This is a genomic window from Streptomyces sp. NPDC001714, assembly GCF_042892755.1.
Taxonomy (GTDB): domain Bacteria; phylum Actinomycetota; class Actinomycetes; order Streptomycetales; family Streptomycetaceae; genus Streptomyces.
Genome location: NZ_JBIAUL010000005.1, coordinates 197,980 through 214,830, shown reverse-complemented (window position 1 = coordinate 214,830; position 16,851 = coordinate 197,980). Strand labels below are relative to the sequence as shown.

Below are 16,851 nucleotides of genomic sequence, written 5' to 3'. Positions count from 1 at the left end.
GCGCGTCGTGGAGCAGCCTTCCGTCACCGTACGAATCGTCGCGCATCCGCCTCGAACCGCATCTGTGCGCGGTCCAGAGCATCGTCGGCGTCATGGCCATGGGCTCGAAGCCAATGAAGAAGATCGGCGATGATGTCGATCGCAGTCTCCCGCGCAGAGATGACGCTCAGCTTGGTGGATCCCTGCAAGTGAGCTGGCAACCCCGCGTTGTAGAGGTGCAGGCAACTCGTGGCTCTGGAGACCCGGATGTCCTTGATGTGGCCGTTCGCCTCCGTCAGTTCCGATGCGAGCTCGACCCACGTGATCTTGCGATCGGGCAGGAGTTGGACGCCCCAGCGTTCGGACATCGCGGAGACGATGGCCATACCGCGCCCCGCCTCGGCGTCGTCGGTCGAGTCGATCAGACACGGTAAGGCTCGCGTGTCGGGATCATGGACTTCGATACGCAGGTACGTACCGCTCATGGAGACGGCGAGTGTCGCCGGAGTGCCGGGGCCCACATGAGTGATCACGTTGGAGACGAGTTCGCTGAGGCAGAGCTGGGCCGCCTCCGTCAACTCGGGCAAGCCCCAGAGGCCCAGATGGGTCCGCAACAAGCGCCGCAACGCCGCCACTTCCTCCGGCTCAGCAGAGAACGCCAGATCCCAGGGCCTTCTGTGGGTGCACCCACCGCAATCCATGTCCCAACTCCTTCGTCCGCCTGTCTGGTTGCGCTGCTCGTGAAGCAGTGGCCTGTCGCCCTGGCGCAGACCTCCACTCCCAGGGCAGGAGAGAACCGGGGGCATGCGCGATGCGCTTCTGCTCGTTGTGCGTGAGCGGCGCGATGCCCAAACTAGAAGGCGACTTGGTAAATTTGCCACCACATTCGGCAAATTAGCTCGATCGTGGCACGCATACGGCACAGCACGGCAGACTGCCGTCCCGAGCCCGACATGGAAGGTATGGATCGACATGGCCCCGAGGGCAGTACCGACTCAACGTCAGAGGCGCCTCGGTCACGAGTTGCGCAGGATGCGAATGGCCGCGGGCATGTCCGCGGAGCACGCCGCGAACCTCCTCGGCGTCGACCGAGGGAAGATCTCCAACATGGAGTCCGGGGTCCGGAGCATCAGCGAGGAGCGGCTGCGCACCCTGGCCCACCACTGCCACTGCGATGACGAGAAGTACGTGGCGGCGTTGGCGGAAATGGCCTCAGCACGCACTTCGGGCTGGTGGGAGCAGTACCGCGGAACTCTACCTCAAGGCCTCCTGGACATCGCCGAACTGGAATGGCAGTCCGTTCGCATGCGCACCGCGTGCACGGTGCACATCCCCGGCCTGCTCCAGACGACCGACTACGCCCTCGCGGTCTTCCGTGCCGTCCTTCCGCATCTTCCCGAGCACGAGGTGGCGTTGAGAGCCGCCCATCGCAACCACCGCCAAGCAGTGCTCACTCCCGAGGCTGCTCCTTCCTTCATCGGAATCGTGCACGAGGCTGCGCTCCGGATGCAGTTCGGTGGGCCGAGGGTCGCCCGTGAGCAGCTCCGTCACCTGCTGGACCAGTCCGAGCGGGACGGCCGAACCGTTCTGGTCGTCCCCTTCGCCCACGGAGCCTTTCCGGGCGCGGGACAGACCGTTCTGTACGCGGAAGGACCTACGGAACAACTGGACACCGTGCAGATCGACAACTCCCACGGCCCGGACTTCCTCTACGGCGAGGCAGAATTGACCAAGTACCGTGCTCACTTGGACCGGATGGAAGAGCTGGCTCTGTCCCCCGACGACTCAAGAGCCTTCATCCACGCCATCGCTCGCGAGCTCTAGGAGACGTCATGCCAGAGATCCAGTGGGAAGAGCCGTTCTGCGGGGAAGGAAACTCGTGCTTCCGGCTGGGCGTGGACAGCTTCGGCAACGCGTATATAGCCGTGAACGGCCAGGAGGACCGTTTCATCGCAGACAGCCGCGAGGCGCTCCGGACCATGATCCGTGACATCAAGGCCGGCAAGGTGGACCACCTGCTGAAATGAGGTTCTCCAAAGACCAAAATCAGACCTCGGCGGACCGGAGTTAGCCAGGTATGACCGACAGGTGGTCCAACTGGCACCTTCGCCAGCCGACCGCACGCAAGGGTCGGTCGGCGATCTCCCGTTCGATCACGGTGACTATCGCAGGCCACGGGACGCGGAGTGCTGTAACCGACGACCAGTACGCGTGCGATGCCCGCACCGCAGCGCTCACGCCCAGCCCTACAGAATCCCCCGGCACGGTGCCGAGGACCCGACGAACCACCCCACCCGCACCGCGTGCTGCGGGCATGATGCCGTTACCCAGCAAGAGCGTCGCCGTTCGCAGTGCGTCCAAGGTGGAAGGGGGCGCAGCTCCGGCCAACGGCCCGAAGATCAGTTCATTCCAATCTCGCAGCGTTCGCGCCCAGGCCAAGCGCTCAAGGCCCGTCCCGAGGTCGACCGCCATGCGCTGCGGGTTCTGGATGTTCCAGAGCAGCACGATGTCGCCGAGCGTGAGATCCAGGTGGCGAAACATGAGGGTCACGCCGGCCACCTGCCGCCGGTTCCAGACCCTGAGCTGGCCGTAGAGGCTTATATGTCGGGCATGGAATCCGAGCCGCGAGAGGACGTAGAGCCAGTCGTCCAGGGCGCCCGCGTACTCCTCGATGCTCTGAATCGCTTGCACGCGCGACACGTTGACGAAGGACGTCAGGTAGCCGTCGAGTAGTTCTCCGTCCTCGCCTCGCTCGCCTGTGAACCTGACTACCGGTTGCGGAAGGAACCCACTTCGGTAGGTAATGGGGAGGCCGTCCTTGAGCAGAGGATCAAGTGCTTGAACAGCGGAGATTGCCAGTTCAGTCTCTCGTCCCCAACGAAGAGGGATACATGCGTCGCGACGGACACCTCGTGCAGCGAAGGCGTCCTCCAGGGTCGACAGGAACTCGGCCCATGAAGGTGATCGCCGGGGCGGTGCGTAGGGCGAGCCTCGGTGTCGATGACGGACCTCAAGTTCTGCGCCGTCGATCGTGAACTCCCACTCTCGGCCTAGGACTTGCCGAAGAGCAGTTGCTACCTGATGCGTGGGCGACCCAGCCAGCATCAGCGTGCCGCCATGGCCTCGAAGTGCCGCCTCGGGGCGAAGCGGTGTCGACCGACAGTCTGCACCACCGTGCAATCCAGTGCGGTCGCTCCTTCGATCGCCTCAGCGAGGGCCACGGAAGCCGTCTCGTCGTCCGCGTCGGGCGAAACGATTGCCGTCACTCCAGTGCGGTCACAGAGCGCGGCTTGGGCGCAGGTTCCCTCACGCCATGTCAGCGCGGCAATAGGCGTCCCGGCCCGAAGGGACTCGCCGAAGACGGCGGCGCCCGCTTCCACGTAGGTCCGCTCGTAGGTGTAGACGAACACGGAGGCGTTACTGATGGCGGCTGTCTTGGCACGGCCGCCAAGTTCGCCGACCCACTGCACATTGTCTGCGGAGAAGATCTTTTCGTGGCGGCGCACGTAGTCCACATCGAAGACGGGACCAACGACGCGGATACGGCGGCCGAGCATTTGAGCCGCTCTGACCGCGAGATGGGGTGCCTTTTCCTCGTCTATGCGGCCGAGCCATACCAGGTCCTGCCCCTTGACGGCCGACGGCTCCTCCTCATCGCGGCCGAGGTGGACAGCCAGTTCCGCCATGGGCTGATGGGCTGCATATCGCTCGATCATCTCGGGCGAGTAGCAGTAGAGGCGTGACCGTTTGCCGTCGAAGGCAGTTTCGGTGTGATGGAAGACGGGAGAGTGCTGAAACGTGGCCACCTCACAGTCCAGTTGGCTCCAGGTGCGTACCCAGGCCGACAGCGACGGATACTCGTGGCCGACGATAAGGAGGTCGTAGCGGGCCGCTTTGAGCTCGTGCTCGGCCAGCGAACCCGCGTTGACGTCTTCGAGACGGACTGGCTTGCGGACCCAGTCGGCGTCCAGTTCGGGGAGCCAGCCCGGCCCCAGTAGGTGTACGTCGGCGCCTGCGGCTCGGGCGCCGACTGCGACCGCCCATAGCCATCGTTCGATCCCGCCGTATCCGGCAGGGGGGAAAGCGTAGCTACCCGGAAAGTCGCAGACGCCGACGAGCACTATGCCTCCGGTGTTCCGTCCGCCGAGATACGGCGGAAGCCGAGGTACGGGACGAGTGATTCGGGCAGGACGAGGGAGCCGTCCTGCTGCTGGCACTGTTCGAGCAGCGCGGCCATGGTCCGCCCGACCGGAAGACCCGAGCCATTCAGAGTGGCGACCAGCTTGGGCTTGCCGTCCTCACCACGGGTGCGGATATTCGCGCGGCGTGCCTGGAAGGTGCCGAAATTCGAGACCGAGGAAATCTCGCGGTAGGTGTTCTGGCTCGGGAACCACACCTCGATGTCGTAGGTGAGCTGGGCGGAGAAGCCCGTGTCGCCTGCGGCAAGGGTGACTACGCGGTAGGCCAGGCCGAGTTCCTTCAGGCATGCTTCGGCGTGGCCGATCATCTTCTCAAGCTCGGTGTCCGCGTCCTCGGGGTCGCAGATCCGTACCATCTCCACCTTGGTGAACTGGTGCTGGCGGATCAGGCCCCGGGTGTCACGGCCGTACGAGCCGGCCTCCGAGCGGAAGCACGGAGTCTGCGCGGTGAGCGCGACCGGCAGCTCGGCCGGCGGGATGATCTCGTCCGCGTAGAGATTGGTGAGAGGGACTTCGGCCGTCGGGATCAGGAACAGCTCGCGATCCGCGACACCGGTCTTGAACAGGTCCTCCTCGAACTTCGGCAGCTGCCCGGTCCCGGTCATCGTCTTCCTGGTGACCAGGAACGGCACCGAGTGCTCGACGTAGTCGTGCCGACGGGTGTGGATGTCAAGGAAGAGCGTGGCGAGAGCTCGCTCCAGGGCAGCTCCTGCACCGCGTGAGACGGCGAAGCGGGGACCCGACAGCTTCGTGGCGCGGGCGAAGTCGAGGATGCCCGTGGCTTCACCGAGGTCGACGTGATCCTTCGGTGCGAACGAGAACGATGGCGGGGTGCCGACCCGGCGGACCTCGATAGCGAACTCCTCGGAGTCGCCGTCGGGAGCCCTGTCGTCGGGGAGGTTCGGGATGGTGAGGAGGAGCGTGCGCAGCTCGTCCTGGATCTGCTCCTGGTCCGCCTCGATCTCGCGGATCTGTTCCTTGATCTCGCGGGCGCGTTCCTTCAGCTTGGAGATGTCCCCACCCTGCTTCGCCGTCTGCTGAACCTCGCTTGCCACCCGCTTGGACTCTGCCCGCAGCTCGTCAGCCGAGCGGATGTTCTGGTTACGCCGAGACTGGAGGCTCTCCAGCGTCGACAAGTCCAGCGAGTATCCACGGCGAGCGAGGCGACGAACTGCTTCGGCACCCATTTCGAGAAGGGCGCGGGCATCATGCATGGGGAGGTTCCTTTTTCTCCGGCGAGTGGTCTGCTGCGTCGAAGGTAGCAACTGCCGAACCGTGTCCCGCCCGCAATATCGCGGCACCGCAGCGCGCCTCCGTATCCTGTGGTTTCTCCCTGTCGAGATCGGTCAGAAGGGCTCCGATCCAGTCCAGGAGCACGTCATCGGGGACTGAGAGAGGCTCGGCGCAGGGAGCCTCCGGGAAGAACAGCGGCATGAGTTCGGAGCGAGTCCGGTCACGGTGCCAGAGGAGCACCGACACGAGCAGCCCGTGACATACCAGGACTCGGGGCCCCGGATACTCCAGCACCGCATGGACTCCGGACAGCATCCTTCTGATGCCGTCCCGCTGGGACTCGCCGGCCCCCGGCGGGCATTGTGATCCGCCATGGGTATCGAGCCAGGCGGCGTAGTCCCGGAAGGGGCCGCCTTCGAACGTCCCGTAGTCGAGTTCGTTGAGGCGTGCGTCCACCACCAGGTCCGGTATGGGCACCCCCGTGAGCAGGGAAGCCGTCTGCCGGGCTCGTGGAAACTCGCTCGCCAGCCAGGTGCGCACGTTGTGCAGCGGAACCACTGACCACGGCTGTCGGCAGGAACGGACACCCTCCTCGTTGAGCAGGATGGCGCGGGATGGATCCCCATTGACGAGGTACTGCTTGCTGTAGTCGGTCTGACCGTGGCGGAGGATGTACGTGATCACCGTGCGCCCTCCAAGCCAGAGGCCATGAGCAAGGACAGAACTTGCTCGATCTTCGGCTCCGCCGGGTCGCCGATCTCCGCGTAATAGAGGAGCCCGTCGACCGCGAGTGCTCTGCACCAGGGAGTGATATGCGGGATGGGGATGCGTGACATGCGCGCGGCCGTCGTCAGCCGCTCGGTGACCTCGGCTTCGAGGTCGTAGTAGACCGTCCAGAAGGCCCAGTCGAAGGCGGCATCACCGATCAGAGGGTGCGGATCGATCAGACGGGGATGTCCAGCGCCATCAAAGATCACGTTCTCTGGGTACAGGTCGGCGTGGAGAACCGTCGTCCGTGTGGGATCTTCCCGAAGCGAGGGAAGCCCTGCACACACCTCCTCGACCAGCGCGCTCCGAGTACCGAGATCGAGGCTTCGCGCACGCTGCCGGATTCGAGGCAGCATGACCTCTTGGACGAAGTAGTCCAAGGTTGGCAGGTCCGGGTTCGTCCTTCTCTGGCCGAGTTTGTGCACCACTTGGAGGGCGGCAGCGACCACCTGCCTGTTGCACCCAATGGGGACGCTCCCGCCGGGCCGACTGCCCACCAGTTCCAGGGCAGCCACGGCCAGATCATCCGCGAAGTCGACCACCTCCGCAGTTGGCCCACCTGCCCAGGTACGCAGCGCGGCGGTTTCGTGACGGTAGCGCAGCGGCTCGTACCACGCCTTGAGGATCAACGGTCTCCCATCGAGAGAGTTGGCCAGCGCGACGGCGGAGGCATGGCCGGCGTCGTGGTAGCTCTTCAGCGAGAGCTGCCAGCGCTCCGCCGCCTCGGCCAGAAGGAACGGTGCATCCCGTAGCCAGGACTCCGCCGCCGGACCATAGTGATCGAGAAGGCGCCTTCGACATCCCAGCGGCACGTCTCCGAGCGTTTGCGGTGTCATCAGCTCAGAACGATCCCGTCCGAGACCAGTTCGTCGGTCAGAGCGGGGAACCCTTCGAGGGCCTCAGAGACGAGCCCCTGAACCTTGTCGATCTCGACATCGGACGAGGACAGGCGCACGAGGATGCGCCACGGTTCGTCGAGCCGCTGCCCCGTGGTGCTGACCAGATGAACCTCGGCGTGGCCATCGGTCGCTTCGTGCAGGCGCTCCGCGAGCCGCTGCGCTGCGATGTTGTAGAGCTTGCCGACGTGGTAGACCGGATTCTTTCCGCTGGCGCCCTCCAGGTTCATGGGACGCAACGGTGTGATCAGGCCGTTGACGCGGTTGCCGCGGCCCACGACTCCCTCGTCCCCTGACTCGATCGAGCTTCCCGTGTACGTCAGGTAGAGCTCGTCCTTCTCCGGCATGTCGCGGGCATTGAGCCGGAATCGGACCTCGGCGCCGGGCAGCCGGATGCCGGCGAGACGGTGGCACTCGGCCAGGATGGCCTTGCTGTTGCGTATGTACTCGGCCCGGCTGTCCACGTGCCGTGACTTCTGCGGCACGCACAGCACGATGTCGGCGGCGTCGCTGTCCCAGTAACCCATGAGCTTTACGTCGGAGCCGCACCAGGTGTGTGCTCTCCTGAAGTCGCTCGGTCCGGAGAGGTGGTCCACCAGCTCGCGCACGAACGCCTCGAAGGGGTTCTCGGGCGCCCACCCGGTACCGAGCGACGTGTCGTTCGCGAGCCGGACCCTGCGCTCGCGGAGGTCGTCGATGGACCGCGGGTTGAACCAGCGGGTGCGGTCCGGAATGGCTTCCCCGGTCAGTACGGCGCCGGGGCTCGAGTTGCTCGTGATGTTGAACGAAAGGTCGAGGTGATCCGAGACCTCTGGGAGACGGTCGGCGAAGAAGTCGCGAACTTCCGATTCGACGATCTCCCGGACCGGGATGCTCTCACCGCCACAGCTGGGCGCCGCCCGCCCGTTGATCAGAACCCTGACCGGAGCTGTCATCTTGCCGCCACCGTAGCGAACCTCGCTGGCGCCGCCCAGAACGGCGAGCTTGTCGAAGTTGTGGTGCAGCACCGCACCGAAGTGCTGCACGGTGTAGCTGCTGTAGGCACGGGAGAGCCGCTCAGCCAAGTGGTCGGCGAGGGTGTCTGGGTGGCCCAGTCCTTTGCGTTCCACGATGGTTGTGCCACCGGGTTCGTGGGCGCCAGTTTCAACGACCAGGCGGCTCTTGCCGAGGGTCATGCTCGTGCGGGGCATGGCGAACTCCCGTCTCAGGGGCGGCAGAGGGTCCAGCGCGGGCGTCGGTGAGCCCGGCGGGGAACAACGAGAGAAAGCTTCGACGCCCTGTGGACTGGGAGCCCTGACAAACTGTCCGGGTTCGTTGCTACGGCGCTTCAGCAGCCGCGAATCGAGTCAGCTCAGGAGGCGCTCGGCGGTGCCAAGCACTGCGGCCCAGGGCAGCTCACGCCCGGCAGGAGCCTCACGTGGCTCGTACAGTGGCCAGACATCCGGACCGTAGACGAGGTGCACATCGGCTTCCCGAAGCGTCGCGATGTGGCGCTTCCAGGCAGGGTGGCGGACATGAGCTGCGTTGACCCTGGGAAACACCACGACGGGCAGTTCGAGGGTGCCGATAGCTTCGCCTACTTGCGTCAGCGCCTGGTTGTCGGCAATGCCGGTCGCAAGCTTGGCCACCGTGTTCGCGCTCGCGGGGGCCACCACATAGCAGTCCACCTTCGGGTGGGGGCTGGTCTCGCCGGGCAACCGCGCTTCGTCGCGGACGGGGATGCCGGTCAGCTGCTCCAGCCGGTCGACCTCGCCGCTCATGCGCAGCCAACGACCCGCTGTCGGTGTGAGTGTCACCGCCACTTGCCAGCCCCGGGCCAGCGCCGGCTCCACGAGCCCGACGCGCAAGGTCTCGACTCCGCCGGCGCTGGATCCCACGACACCGAGGACCCGGCCATTCCCTGTGCTCACTGCACCGCCCTGCACCGTTGAGCCATCACGAACAGCTCCGAGGAAGGAGCTCCGCCCGTGACCGGAGATTGCTTGATCAGGTCGCGCAGCGTGTCACGGACACGAGGATTGTTCCGCACGAGCTGCGGCGAAGTTGACTCGGCCGTGCGCAGCTCCCTGAACGCGTCGTCCACCCGCCCTGTCAAAGAGAGAGCACGGGCGTAGTCGATGCGGTGAGAGACGCTTCGCTCCGCGGCCATGTGGTCCACATCGACGTCTCCGTGCTCCACCAGGTACGCCACGTTGTCGAGATCGAGTTCCGCCGACAATCGGTGCAGCATCACGTTCGTCGGCCCGAAGCAGGTGTGCCAGTAGTTCTCGTCCGATCCGAGCCGGTCGGCCATGTCCTGGGCCCGGTCCAAGAGGCTGATGGCGGTCGAGCGATCCTGATGCCGAGCTGCAGCGATGGCGGCACGGAGGTGAATCATGCCCAGCAGGCTCAGTGCGGCCGGATCGCTCTCCTCTATGCGTGCGGACAGCCATCTCGACGCTGTCATCGCCAGCTCCAGAGCGTCGTCGTACCGCCCGTTGGCCAGAAGGGCGTGGGTGCCTGACCGGGCAGCAGAGGCCAGCACCAGTGGGTCCTCGGACTCGTCGGCAGCTCTCATGGCCCTCTCAGCTGCGAGCCAGGAGATGTCGGACTCGCCCACCTTGGCAAGGGCCGTGGCTGCGAGGTGGTGGACGCGCGCAGAGACTGCCAAGCAGGGCAGGCGTTCTGCGGTGGAGCGAACTGCGCGGTCTTCAAGTGCATGGGCAGTCTGGAGAAGGCCGGGAAGCACGGCGATCACCTTGCCGAGTCGGCCCGCTTGATAGTCGTCCCAAGCTTCTTCGACGCGAAGCGCCGCTGGGGCCGGGCTCGGGAGCTGGTTGTCGGCCTCTGGCCCGAAGAGCAGGCGGGACAGGCGGCGTGGGCTCATCAGGGCGTCCCGGACAGCAGGTATGTCGTCCTGCTGACGCTCGTCCTCCATGAGCACAGGTTTTCCGAGCAAGTCGCCGAGAGGCACGCGCAGTACATGGGCCAGCTCGGCGAGCATGTCGATTCGGGGAGGCTTGCGCCGGCCTGACTCCGCTTTGGCCAGCCAGTCGGTGCTGCGGCCCACCAGACCGGCCAGGACCTGCTGGGTGTAGCCGCGGCGGCGCCGATGGAAAGCGATCCGCTCACCTACGGTCAGGTGATCTCCGAGCCCACGCATGCGTGTTGCCTTCCTTCGTCTGGGAAGGGCCGCGTCCATGAGGGAAGCGGCCGGCCTCGTGCACGACCCCGATGGAATTTTTGCTCTGTGCTACGTCTGCTGCTGCGCAATCGCTGCCTGTCATCGCGTGGTGAACCACGCTGTGAAGGCTGACCCACCAAGGGTCGCCAGAGCAGAAAAGAAACGAACCGGGATCCGCTGGAGGGTCATGCGGAACCCGCCTATGCGGACGTCCAGTACGGGCGCGCTCTGGTTGGTCTCCATCCGCTGAGCCTCCATCATCTCGTGTCGGGAGTAGCCGGGTTGCGTTGCCAGCTAACCCGTACTCGTCTCTACGATCCCCCAGTTGGCGCCGAAGAGTGCACTCGGGGTCAACCATTGGCCCTATCAACGGCACTCAGTGCCGCCAACTTGCTCATTCTGCCTACGTATTCCCCTCTAAAGGAATGACTCCGTGACCTTTACGACATATTTGATCGATCATTTTTTTGGAGCTCTGTGGACCGGATCCCACGAAAAGTTGTAGCCAAGAAGTCATGTCCTGCCGCGTAGCGGGTTGCCCACAACGATTCTTGCTCCTTTGCGAACCCTGGCAGCGGTCTGTTTCGGCACCCACAGAGGCCCTGTCACAGCCGTCGGCCACGAGACGCCCCAGCCGCCCGCTTCTTCGGCAGTGTCGTGCTTCCGTGAGCCGAGTAAAGGGCGCTCCCGCTCCGCTGCGCTCCGCGTCTGCGTCGGCTTCGCCGATCGGCCTTCGGCCGACCCTTGACTCGGCTCACTCCAGCACGGGGAAGAAGCGAGCGGGCGGCCGGGAAGGGTGGGGTGGGGCTTGCGTGGGAGCGCCCTTGGGTTGGTGGCAAGGGGCCGTTGGCGGGGGGCTTCAGGTCGGAGGGGTGACGGGGTCAAGGCAACAGGTCTGTGCCCTCGATGACTTGCCCTCCGGAGGCCGGAGTGGCTGACACGAGGCGCTGGACGTCTTTCCCTCGGAGCGTCACGAAGGCAGTGAGGCCTGTGTCGAGTTCTGCCACTCGATGCCCGTAGACGACGGCCTGTGTCAGGGTCAGGTCGAGCGCTTGTGCCGAACCGCTGAGGCAGGTGAAACGGGCGCCGCGACGGACCGGTCCCCGCAGGCAGCGCACATTGACGGTGGCCTGTTCGAGGGACGCGACGATGACCCGGAGGATCTGCAGTTCCACGCGGTTACGACAGTTGTCGGGGCTCGGGATCTCGTTCACGCGGCTGCCTCATCACGCTCGACCAGGGCACGGAGCCCCCTATCGTCACAGGTTCGTTCAGGGAAGGTACGAAAGGTACGCCTTCCGCGTGCCCCCTGGAACCGGTGCACGAGTCCTGGGTATCGCTCGTGTCGGGCGGGTGACCGGCCCTTTGCGGGGACTCCTCGGGCCCGGTTCCTCGGTGGCTGCGCCCGTGCTCCCGGAGGCGCCCGTCCTTGTGTGTGGTTCTCCTTCGCGCGTTCAAGTGCCGTTTGATCAGGTGAAGTTGACTCGGCTTTACGCAGAGGGGGATCATCCGCTTCCAGGCGTCGGCGGGCAACGCCCCGCGTAGGGCGCGGAGCCGTGCGCGTACCGGGTCGGGGGATGAACCGACGGCCCGTCGTACGCATCCTCCCTTCCGCCATCTGATCCTCCGAGGTTCGGGGACTTTTTCATGAGCACAAGCAATTCCAGACGTGGGGACGACGCGTCGAGACGTCGTCGTCCGGCCCTGTTGACCGCCGTCGCCGCGCTCGCCGTTGCGGGTGGGGCGGCCGTGCCGGTGCCGGCCCTGGCCGACGGTGGGGACGCGGACACCGGGACCACGCTGCAGCAGGACTTCGCGGCCGCCGCCGACGCGTACCACGTGCCGCGTCAGGTGCTGCTGGCGCTGGCATACCAGGAGTCGGCCTGGGACACGCATGCCGGGCAGCACAGCACCGACGGCGGGTTCGGGCCGATGCATCTCACGGACGTGACTCCGGCGATGATGGCCGGCGGCGACGCGGGGGCGGCGGGGCGGGGGGACGTGGCGAAGCTTGCCGCCGCTCCGGCTCTGCACACCGTTCAGGCCGCCGCGAAGCTGACCGGGCTGTCGGCGGCGGAGTTGCGCAGCGATCCGGCGGCCAACATCCGTGGGGGTGCGGCGCTGCTCGCCTCTTATCAGGAGGCGGTGGCCGGGTCGGTGTCCGCGGATCCCGGTGACTGGTACGGGGCCGTGGCCCGTTACAGCCAGGCCACCGAGCGGCAGGGTGCCGCTGTCTTCGCCGGTCGCGTGTTCGCCACCATCAAGAAGGGTGCCGGGCGCACCACGGCCGACGGTGAGCACGTGAAGCTGGTGGCTGACAGCGATGTCGAGCCTGTCACCGGGCAGTTGAACGCCCTGGACCTGAAGTCCGCGACGGACACCGGCACCGAGTGCCCGGCCACCGTCGCCTGTACGTTCGTGGCGGCGTCGCCGTCCAACGGCCAGGTCTCCAACCGGCCCGCCAACGGCCTCCGGATCGACAGCATCGTCATCCACGACACGGAGACGTCGTACGACGCCGCCGTCAACCTCTTCACGCAGCCGGGCGGGTCCGCCGCGCACTACGTCATGCGGTCCTCGGACGGCGCGGTGACGCAGATGGTGCCGACGAAGGACCTCGCCTTCCACGCGGGCAACTACTCCACCAACATGCACTCGATCGGCATCGAGCACGAGGGCTACGCCGCGCACGGTGCCACCTGGTACACCGAGGCGCAGTACGAGGCCACGGCCGACCTGGTCAAGTACCTGGCCGAGCGGTTCGACATACCGCTGGACCGGCAGCACATCATCGGCCACGACAACGTCGCCGGGCCGAAGTCGTCCCTCGTCTCCGGCATGCACTGGGACCCGGGCCCGTCCTGGGACTGGAACCACCTGATGAGCCTGCTCGGGGTGCGCACCGGGCGGCACGGCGTCGGTCCCGTCGGTTCGGTGGTGACCATCGCCCCGCGGTTCGACGAGAATCTGCAGACCGTGCAGATCTGCCCCTCCGACGACCCGACCGGCGCCACCACCGCGTGCACCGAGACGCAGCAGGCATCGGACTTCGTCTACCTGCGGACCGAGCCGAGCGAGACCGCTCCCCTCTTCGGGGACCAGGCGCTGCACCCGGGCGCGGCCGGTACCGACCGGATCAACGACTGGGGCAGCACGGCGGCGGCGGGACAGCAGTTCGTGGTCGCCGGGCAGGACGGGGACTGGACCGCCGTCTGGTACGGCGGCTCGAAGGTGTGGTTCCACAACCCGCACGGGTGCAACACCGCGCCCGCGCACGGGGTGAAGGTGATCTCGGCGGCCGGCGACTCGGCGGTGGCGGTGTACGGCTCCAGCTACCCGGACGCCGCCGAGTACCCCGCGGGTCTGTCGCCCTCGACGCAGGCCCCGCTCAGCATGTACACCGTCCCGGCCGGTCAGGCCTACGTGGCCACCGTGGCGCCCTCCCTCACGGCCGACTTCTTCCCGTCCAGCGGGACGGTCGTCACCGGTGCCAAGGCGATGTACACCATCCAGTACAACCACCGGGTCGCCCTGGTGTACGCCTCGGACGTCACGGCGACGGACGGCTGACGGTCCGCCGGCCGCGCGCCGGCGCCCACGCACGCGCATGTGGTGCCCAGGAGGTTCCGGCCTCCTGGGCACCTTTCTTATGCGTCGGCGGCCGTCGCGCGCGGCGAGCCGCTTGCCGTCTCGTGCGGCTCCAACTCGCCTGCGGGATCCGGCCGAACGGCGCCGGGACCGGGCGGCGCCAGTGCCAGGATGAGGGCATGACGACCATCCACGGGGAAGTGGCCGACGGGTTCGAAGGTGTGCGGGAGGCGTTCCGCGCCAACTTTGAGGAGCGGGGGGATGTCGGGGCCGCCGTCTGCGTGTATCGGGGCGGGCGGCCCGTGGTGGATCTGTGGGGCGGGGTGGCGGATCCGGGGACCGGACGGGAGTGGGACCGGGACACCTTGCAGCTGGTGTACTCCGCGACCAAGGGGGCCACCGCGACGGTGGCCCATCTGCTGGCCCAGCGCGGGGAGTTGGACCTCGACGCTCCGGTGGCCGACTACTGGCCGGAGTTCGGGGCGGCGGGGAAGGCCGGGATCCCGGTGCGGTGGCTGCTGTCGCACCGGGCCGGGGTGGTCACGGTCGAGCCGCCGGTGCCGCTGGCGGATGCGTTGCGCTGGCAGCCGATGGCCGACGCGCTCGCCGTGCAGCGGCCGGAGTGGGAGCCGGGGACCGCGCACGGGTATCACGGGCGGACCTTCGGATGGCTGGTCGGGGAGGTCGTACGGCGCGTCTCCGGACGCACCCCCGGACGGTTCTTCGCCGAGGAGGTCGCCGGGCCGCTGGGCCTCGACTTCTTCATCGGGCTGCCGGCGGCCGAGCGCGGGCGGGTCAGCCGGATGGTGTACCCGAAGCCGGAGTTGGACCTGAGCACCGTACCGCTGGACCTCGTGCCCCCGGAGGCGCGGGAGTTCGTCGCCGCGCTGCAGGATCCGCAGTCGCTGAGCAACCGGGCGTTCGCCGTCACCGACCCCGCCGAGATCGACTTCAACTCGGCGGAGGTGCAGGCCGCGGAGCTGCCCGCGTCCAACGGGATCGGCACCGCGCGCGGCCTCGCCCGGATGTACGCGGCGCTGATCGGGGAGGTGGACGGGGTACGGCTGTTCAGCCCGGAGACGCTCGCGTCGGCGACCGCGGAGCAGGCCGGCGGGGTGGACAAGGTGATCATGTTCCCGGTCCGGTTCGCTTCCGGGTACATGCTGCCCGTCGAGACCAACCCGCTCACCGGTCCCCGCGCCTTCGGGCATCCCGGGCGCGGCGGGTCGCTGGGCTTCGCCGACCCCGAGCACGGCATCGCCTTCGGGTACGTCATGAACAGCATCGTCGAGGGCGCGGAGGACACGCGGGCGTCCGCGCTCGTCGAGGCGGTGCGGGCCGCGCTGTGACCGGATGAGTTCGGCGGAGGGGGAGCGGACACGGTGGGTGGAGGGTGTCCTGGCCGCACAGGAGAGCCCGTACGGCCGGGGCACCTTCCGCCCCCTTACCGGAACGCCGGCAGGTTGCGCCCGACCCAGCCGGCGAACCCGCCCGCCGGGCGGCCCAGGACGGTCTCCACGTCCGTGCTGATCCTCAGCTCGGCGGCGAGCGGCGCCCCCAGGACGTCCAGCGTGCCCGCGACCGCCTCCTCCGGCATGAAGCGGGCCATGGCCGCGTGGGCCTCCTCGCGGGAAAGCTCCACGAACGTCACCTCCTCGCCCAGCGCCTCGGCGATGACCGCCGCCTGCTGACGGGGGCTGATCGGTTCCGGGCCGGTCAGTTCGTAGACACGGCCCCCGTGGCCGCCCTCGCCGCCCTCACGGAGCGCGCGGAGTGCCTTCGCCGCCACCGCCGCGATGTCCGCCGGGTCGACGACCGGAAGGGCCACGTCGGCGAAGGGGGCGAAGACCGTGCGCTTGGTGCGGATCGTGTCGGCCCATGCGAAGGCGTTGGAGGCGAAGCCGCCGGGGCGCAGGATCGTGAAGTCGAGGCCCGATGCGCGTACCGCCGCCTCGAACTCGCGCAGGCGGGCGTGCGAGGGTGCGTGCGGGCGGGTCGCGCCGACCTGGGAGGAGACCAGGACGACCCGTTCCACGCCGGCGTCCGCGGCCGCCCGGAGCAGCAGCCTCGGGTCCTCGCCGAAGGCGTTGAGCTCGCCGCCCAGGACGATGAACAGGGCCCGGGCCCCGGTCAGGGGCGCCCGCATGCTCGCCGCGTCCCCGACATGGCCCTCGGCCCACCGGACGCCGGGGACGGCGGACGAGGCCTGCCGGGGGTGCCGGGACACCGCCACCACCTCCTCGCCCGCCTCGGCCAGCAGGTCCACCAGTGTCCGGCCGATGTTGCCGGTCGCGCCCGTCACCGTGATCATTGCCGTCTCCCGTTAGTTAGTTAGCTGGCTGACTTACTCGACTGACGCAGACGCTAGCACGGGCGACTCCCGGGTTGTCTATAGTCAGTTGGGTGACCAACTCAGTTGACCGGCGGGTGCGGGCCTCGCAGAAGCGGCAACGGCTGATGGCGGCCGCCGCCAAGGTCCTGCACGAGCAGGGCGTCGAGCGGACCACCCTCGCCGACATCGCGAGCGAGGCCGATGTCCCGGTCGGGAACGTCTACTACTACTTCAAGACCAAGGACGAGCTGGTCCAGGCAGCGCTCAGTGAACACACCGCGCACCTCGACGAACTCGTCGGCCGGCTCGACCGGTTGCCCGACCCGCGCGACCGGCTCAAGGCGCTGGTGCAGGCGTGGGTCGAGCAGCGTGACGTCGCCGCCCGGTACGGCTGCCCCACCGGCACCCTGGCCGCCGAGCTCGGCAAACGCACCGAGGGGACCCTCGACGCCGAGGCCGGCGCGGTGATCCGGCGGCTGCTCGACTGGGCGGCGGGCCAGTTCCGTGAGATGCGGCTGTCCGGCTCGGACGACCCCGACGACCTGGCCCTCACCCTCGTCTCCGGCTACCAGGGCATGTCGCTCCTGGCCCACGCCCTGCGCGACCCGGGCATCATGGACCGCGAGGGCGCCCGCCTCCTCGACTGGCTCGACTCGCTCCGGTGAGCCTCCCCTGAGAATCCTTTGAAACATT

16 protein-coding genes are annotated in these 16,851 nt (G+C 67.5%); 5 read left to right on the top strand and 11 right to left on the bottom strand.

Annotation, left to right across the window (positions count from 1 at the left end; all coding sequences use genetic code 11):
* Positions 1 to 23: 23 nt before the first annotated feature.
* The gene (locus ACFY0P_RS15245) at positions 24 to 680 is read right to left on the bottom strand and encodes an ATP-binding protein (protein ID WP_388911959.1); all 657 of its coding nucleotides are present in this window, start codon (positions 678 to 680) and stop codon (positions 24 to 26) included.
* Between the two features lie 271 nt (positions 681 to 951).
* On the opposite strand from ACFY0P_RS15245, the gene ACFY0P_RS15240 reads away from it, so the two are divergent.
* Entirely contained in the window at positions 952 to 1,803 is an 852-nt protein-coding gene (locus ACFY0P_RS15240) for a helix-turn-helix domain-containing protein (RefSeq protein WP_388911957.1), read from the top strand.
* A gap of 8 nt (positions 1,804 to 1,811) precedes the next feature.
* On the top strand, positions 1,812 to 2,006 hold the full coding sequence (locus ACFY0P_RS15235) for a hypothetical protein (RefSeq protein WP_388911954.1): 195 nt from the start codon (positions 1,812 to 1,814) through the stop codon (positions 2,004 to 2,006).
* Between the two features lie 40 nt (positions 2,007 to 2,046).
* Here the strand turns inward: ACFY0P_RS15235 and ACFY0P_RS15230 are convergent, their stop codons facing one another.
* The 9 genes from ACFY0P_RS15230 to ACFY0P_RS15190 form a co-directional block, all read right to left on the bottom strand.
* Positions 2,047 to 2,670: a hypothetical protein gene (locus ACFY0P_RS15230; protein WP_388911952.1), complete on the bottom strand. Its 624-nt coding sequence runs from the start codon at positions 2,668 to 2,670 to the stop codon at positions 2,047 to 2,049.
* A 413-nt stretch (positions 2,671 to 3,083) separates the two neighbouring features.
* On the bottom strand, positions 3,084 to 4,100 hold the full coding sequence (locus ACFY0P_RS15225; protein ID WP_388911949.1) for a glycosyltransferase: 1,017 nt from the start codon (positions 4,098 to 4,100) through the stop codon (positions 3,084 to 3,086).
* Positions 4,100 to 5,392 carry a serine--tRNA ligase gene (gene serS, locus ACFY0P_RS15220; protein ID WP_388911946.1) on the bottom strand — a complete coding sequence of 431 codons (1,293 nt, stop codon included), beginning with the start codon at positions 5,390 to 5,392 and terminating at the stop codon, positions 4,100 to 4,102. The genes ACFY0P_RS15225 and serS overlap by 1 nt, the downstream gene beginning before the upstream one ends.
* On the bottom strand, positions 5,385 to 6,095 hold the full coding sequence (locus tag ACFY0P_RS15215) for a histidine phosphatase family protein (RefSeq protein ID WP_388911943.1): 711 nt from the start codon (positions 6,093 to 6,095) through the stop codon (positions 5,385 to 5,387). Before ACFY0P_RS15215 ends, serS begins: the two co-directional genes overlap by 8 nt.
* Positions 6,092 to 7,015, bottom strand: coding sequence for an aminoglycoside phosphotransferase family protein (locus ACFY0P_RS15210; protein ID WP_388911940.1), 924 nt, complete (start codon positions 7,013 to 7,015; stop codon positions 6,092 to 6,094). Before ACFY0P_RS15210 ends, ACFY0P_RS15215 begins: the two co-directional genes overlap by 4 nt.
* The gene (locus ACFY0P_RS15205) at positions 7,015 to 8,265 is read right to left on the bottom strand and encodes a methionine adenosyltransferase (protein ID WP_388911937.1); all 1,251 of its coding nucleotides are present in this window, start codon (positions 8,263 to 8,265) and stop codon (positions 7,015 to 7,017) included. Before ACFY0P_RS15205 ends, ACFY0P_RS15210 begins: the two co-directional genes overlap by 1 nt.
* Before the next feature lie 156 nt (positions 8,266 to 8,421).
* Complete coding sequence (locus tag ACFY0P_RS15200; RefSeq protein ID WP_388911934.1) at positions 8,422 to 8,952, bottom strand: flavoprotein; 531 nt, start codon at positions 8,950 to 8,952, stop codon at positions 8,422 to 8,424.
* A 29-nt stretch (positions 8,953 to 8,981) separates the two neighbouring features.
* Positions 8,982 to 10,217, bottom strand: coding sequence for a helix-turn-helix domain-containing protein (locus ACFY0P_RS15195; protein WP_388911931.1), 1,236 nt, complete (start codon positions 10,215 to 10,217; stop codon positions 8,982 to 8,984).
* A gap of 902 nt (positions 10,218 to 11,119) precedes the next feature.
* Positions 11,120 to 11,452, bottom strand: coding sequence for a hypothetical protein (locus ACFY0P_RS15190; protein ID WP_388911929.1), 333 nt, complete (start codon positions 11,450 to 11,452; stop codon positions 11,120 to 11,122).
* A 433-nt stretch (positions 11,453 to 11,885) separates the two neighbouring features.
* On the opposite strand from ACFY0P_RS15190, the gene ACFY0P_RS15185 reads away from it, so the two are divergent.
* Both ACFY0P_RS15185 and ACFY0P_RS15180 read left to right on the top strand, forming a co-directional pair.
* Entirely contained in the window at positions 11,886 to 13,808 is a 1,923-nt protein-coding gene (locus ACFY0P_RS15185) for an N-acetylmuramoyl-L-alanine amidase (protein WP_388911926.1), read from the top strand.
* Between the two features lie 197 nt (positions 13,809 to 14,005).
* Positions 14,006 to 15,175 (top strand): serine hydrolase domain-containing protein, encoded by a 1,170-nt coding sequence (locus ACFY0P_RS15180; RefSeq protein ID WP_388911923.1) that lies wholly within the window; start codon positions 14,006 to 14,008, stop codon positions 15,173 to 15,175.
* 95 nt (positions 15,176 to 15,270) lie between these two features.
* Here the strand turns inward: ACFY0P_RS15180 and ACFY0P_RS15175 are convergent, their stop codons facing one another.
* Positions 15,271 to 16,137 (bottom strand): SDR family oxidoreductase, encoded by an 867-nt coding sequence (locus ACFY0P_RS15175; RefSeq protein ID WP_388911920.1) that lies wholly within the window; start codon positions 16,135 to 16,137, stop codon positions 15,271 to 15,273.
* A 146-nt stretch (positions 16,138 to 16,283) separates the two neighbouring features.
* Between ACFY0P_RS15175 and ACFY0P_RS15170 the strand changes: the two genes are divergently transcribed.
* The gene (locus ACFY0P_RS15170) at positions 16,284 to 16,823 is read left to right on the top strand and encodes a TetR/AcrR family transcriptional regulator (protein WP_388912806.1); all 540 of its coding nucleotides are present in this window, start codon (positions 16,284 to 16,286) and stop codon (positions 16,821 to 16,823) included.
* Positions 16,824 to 16,851: the final 28 nt, after the last annotated feature.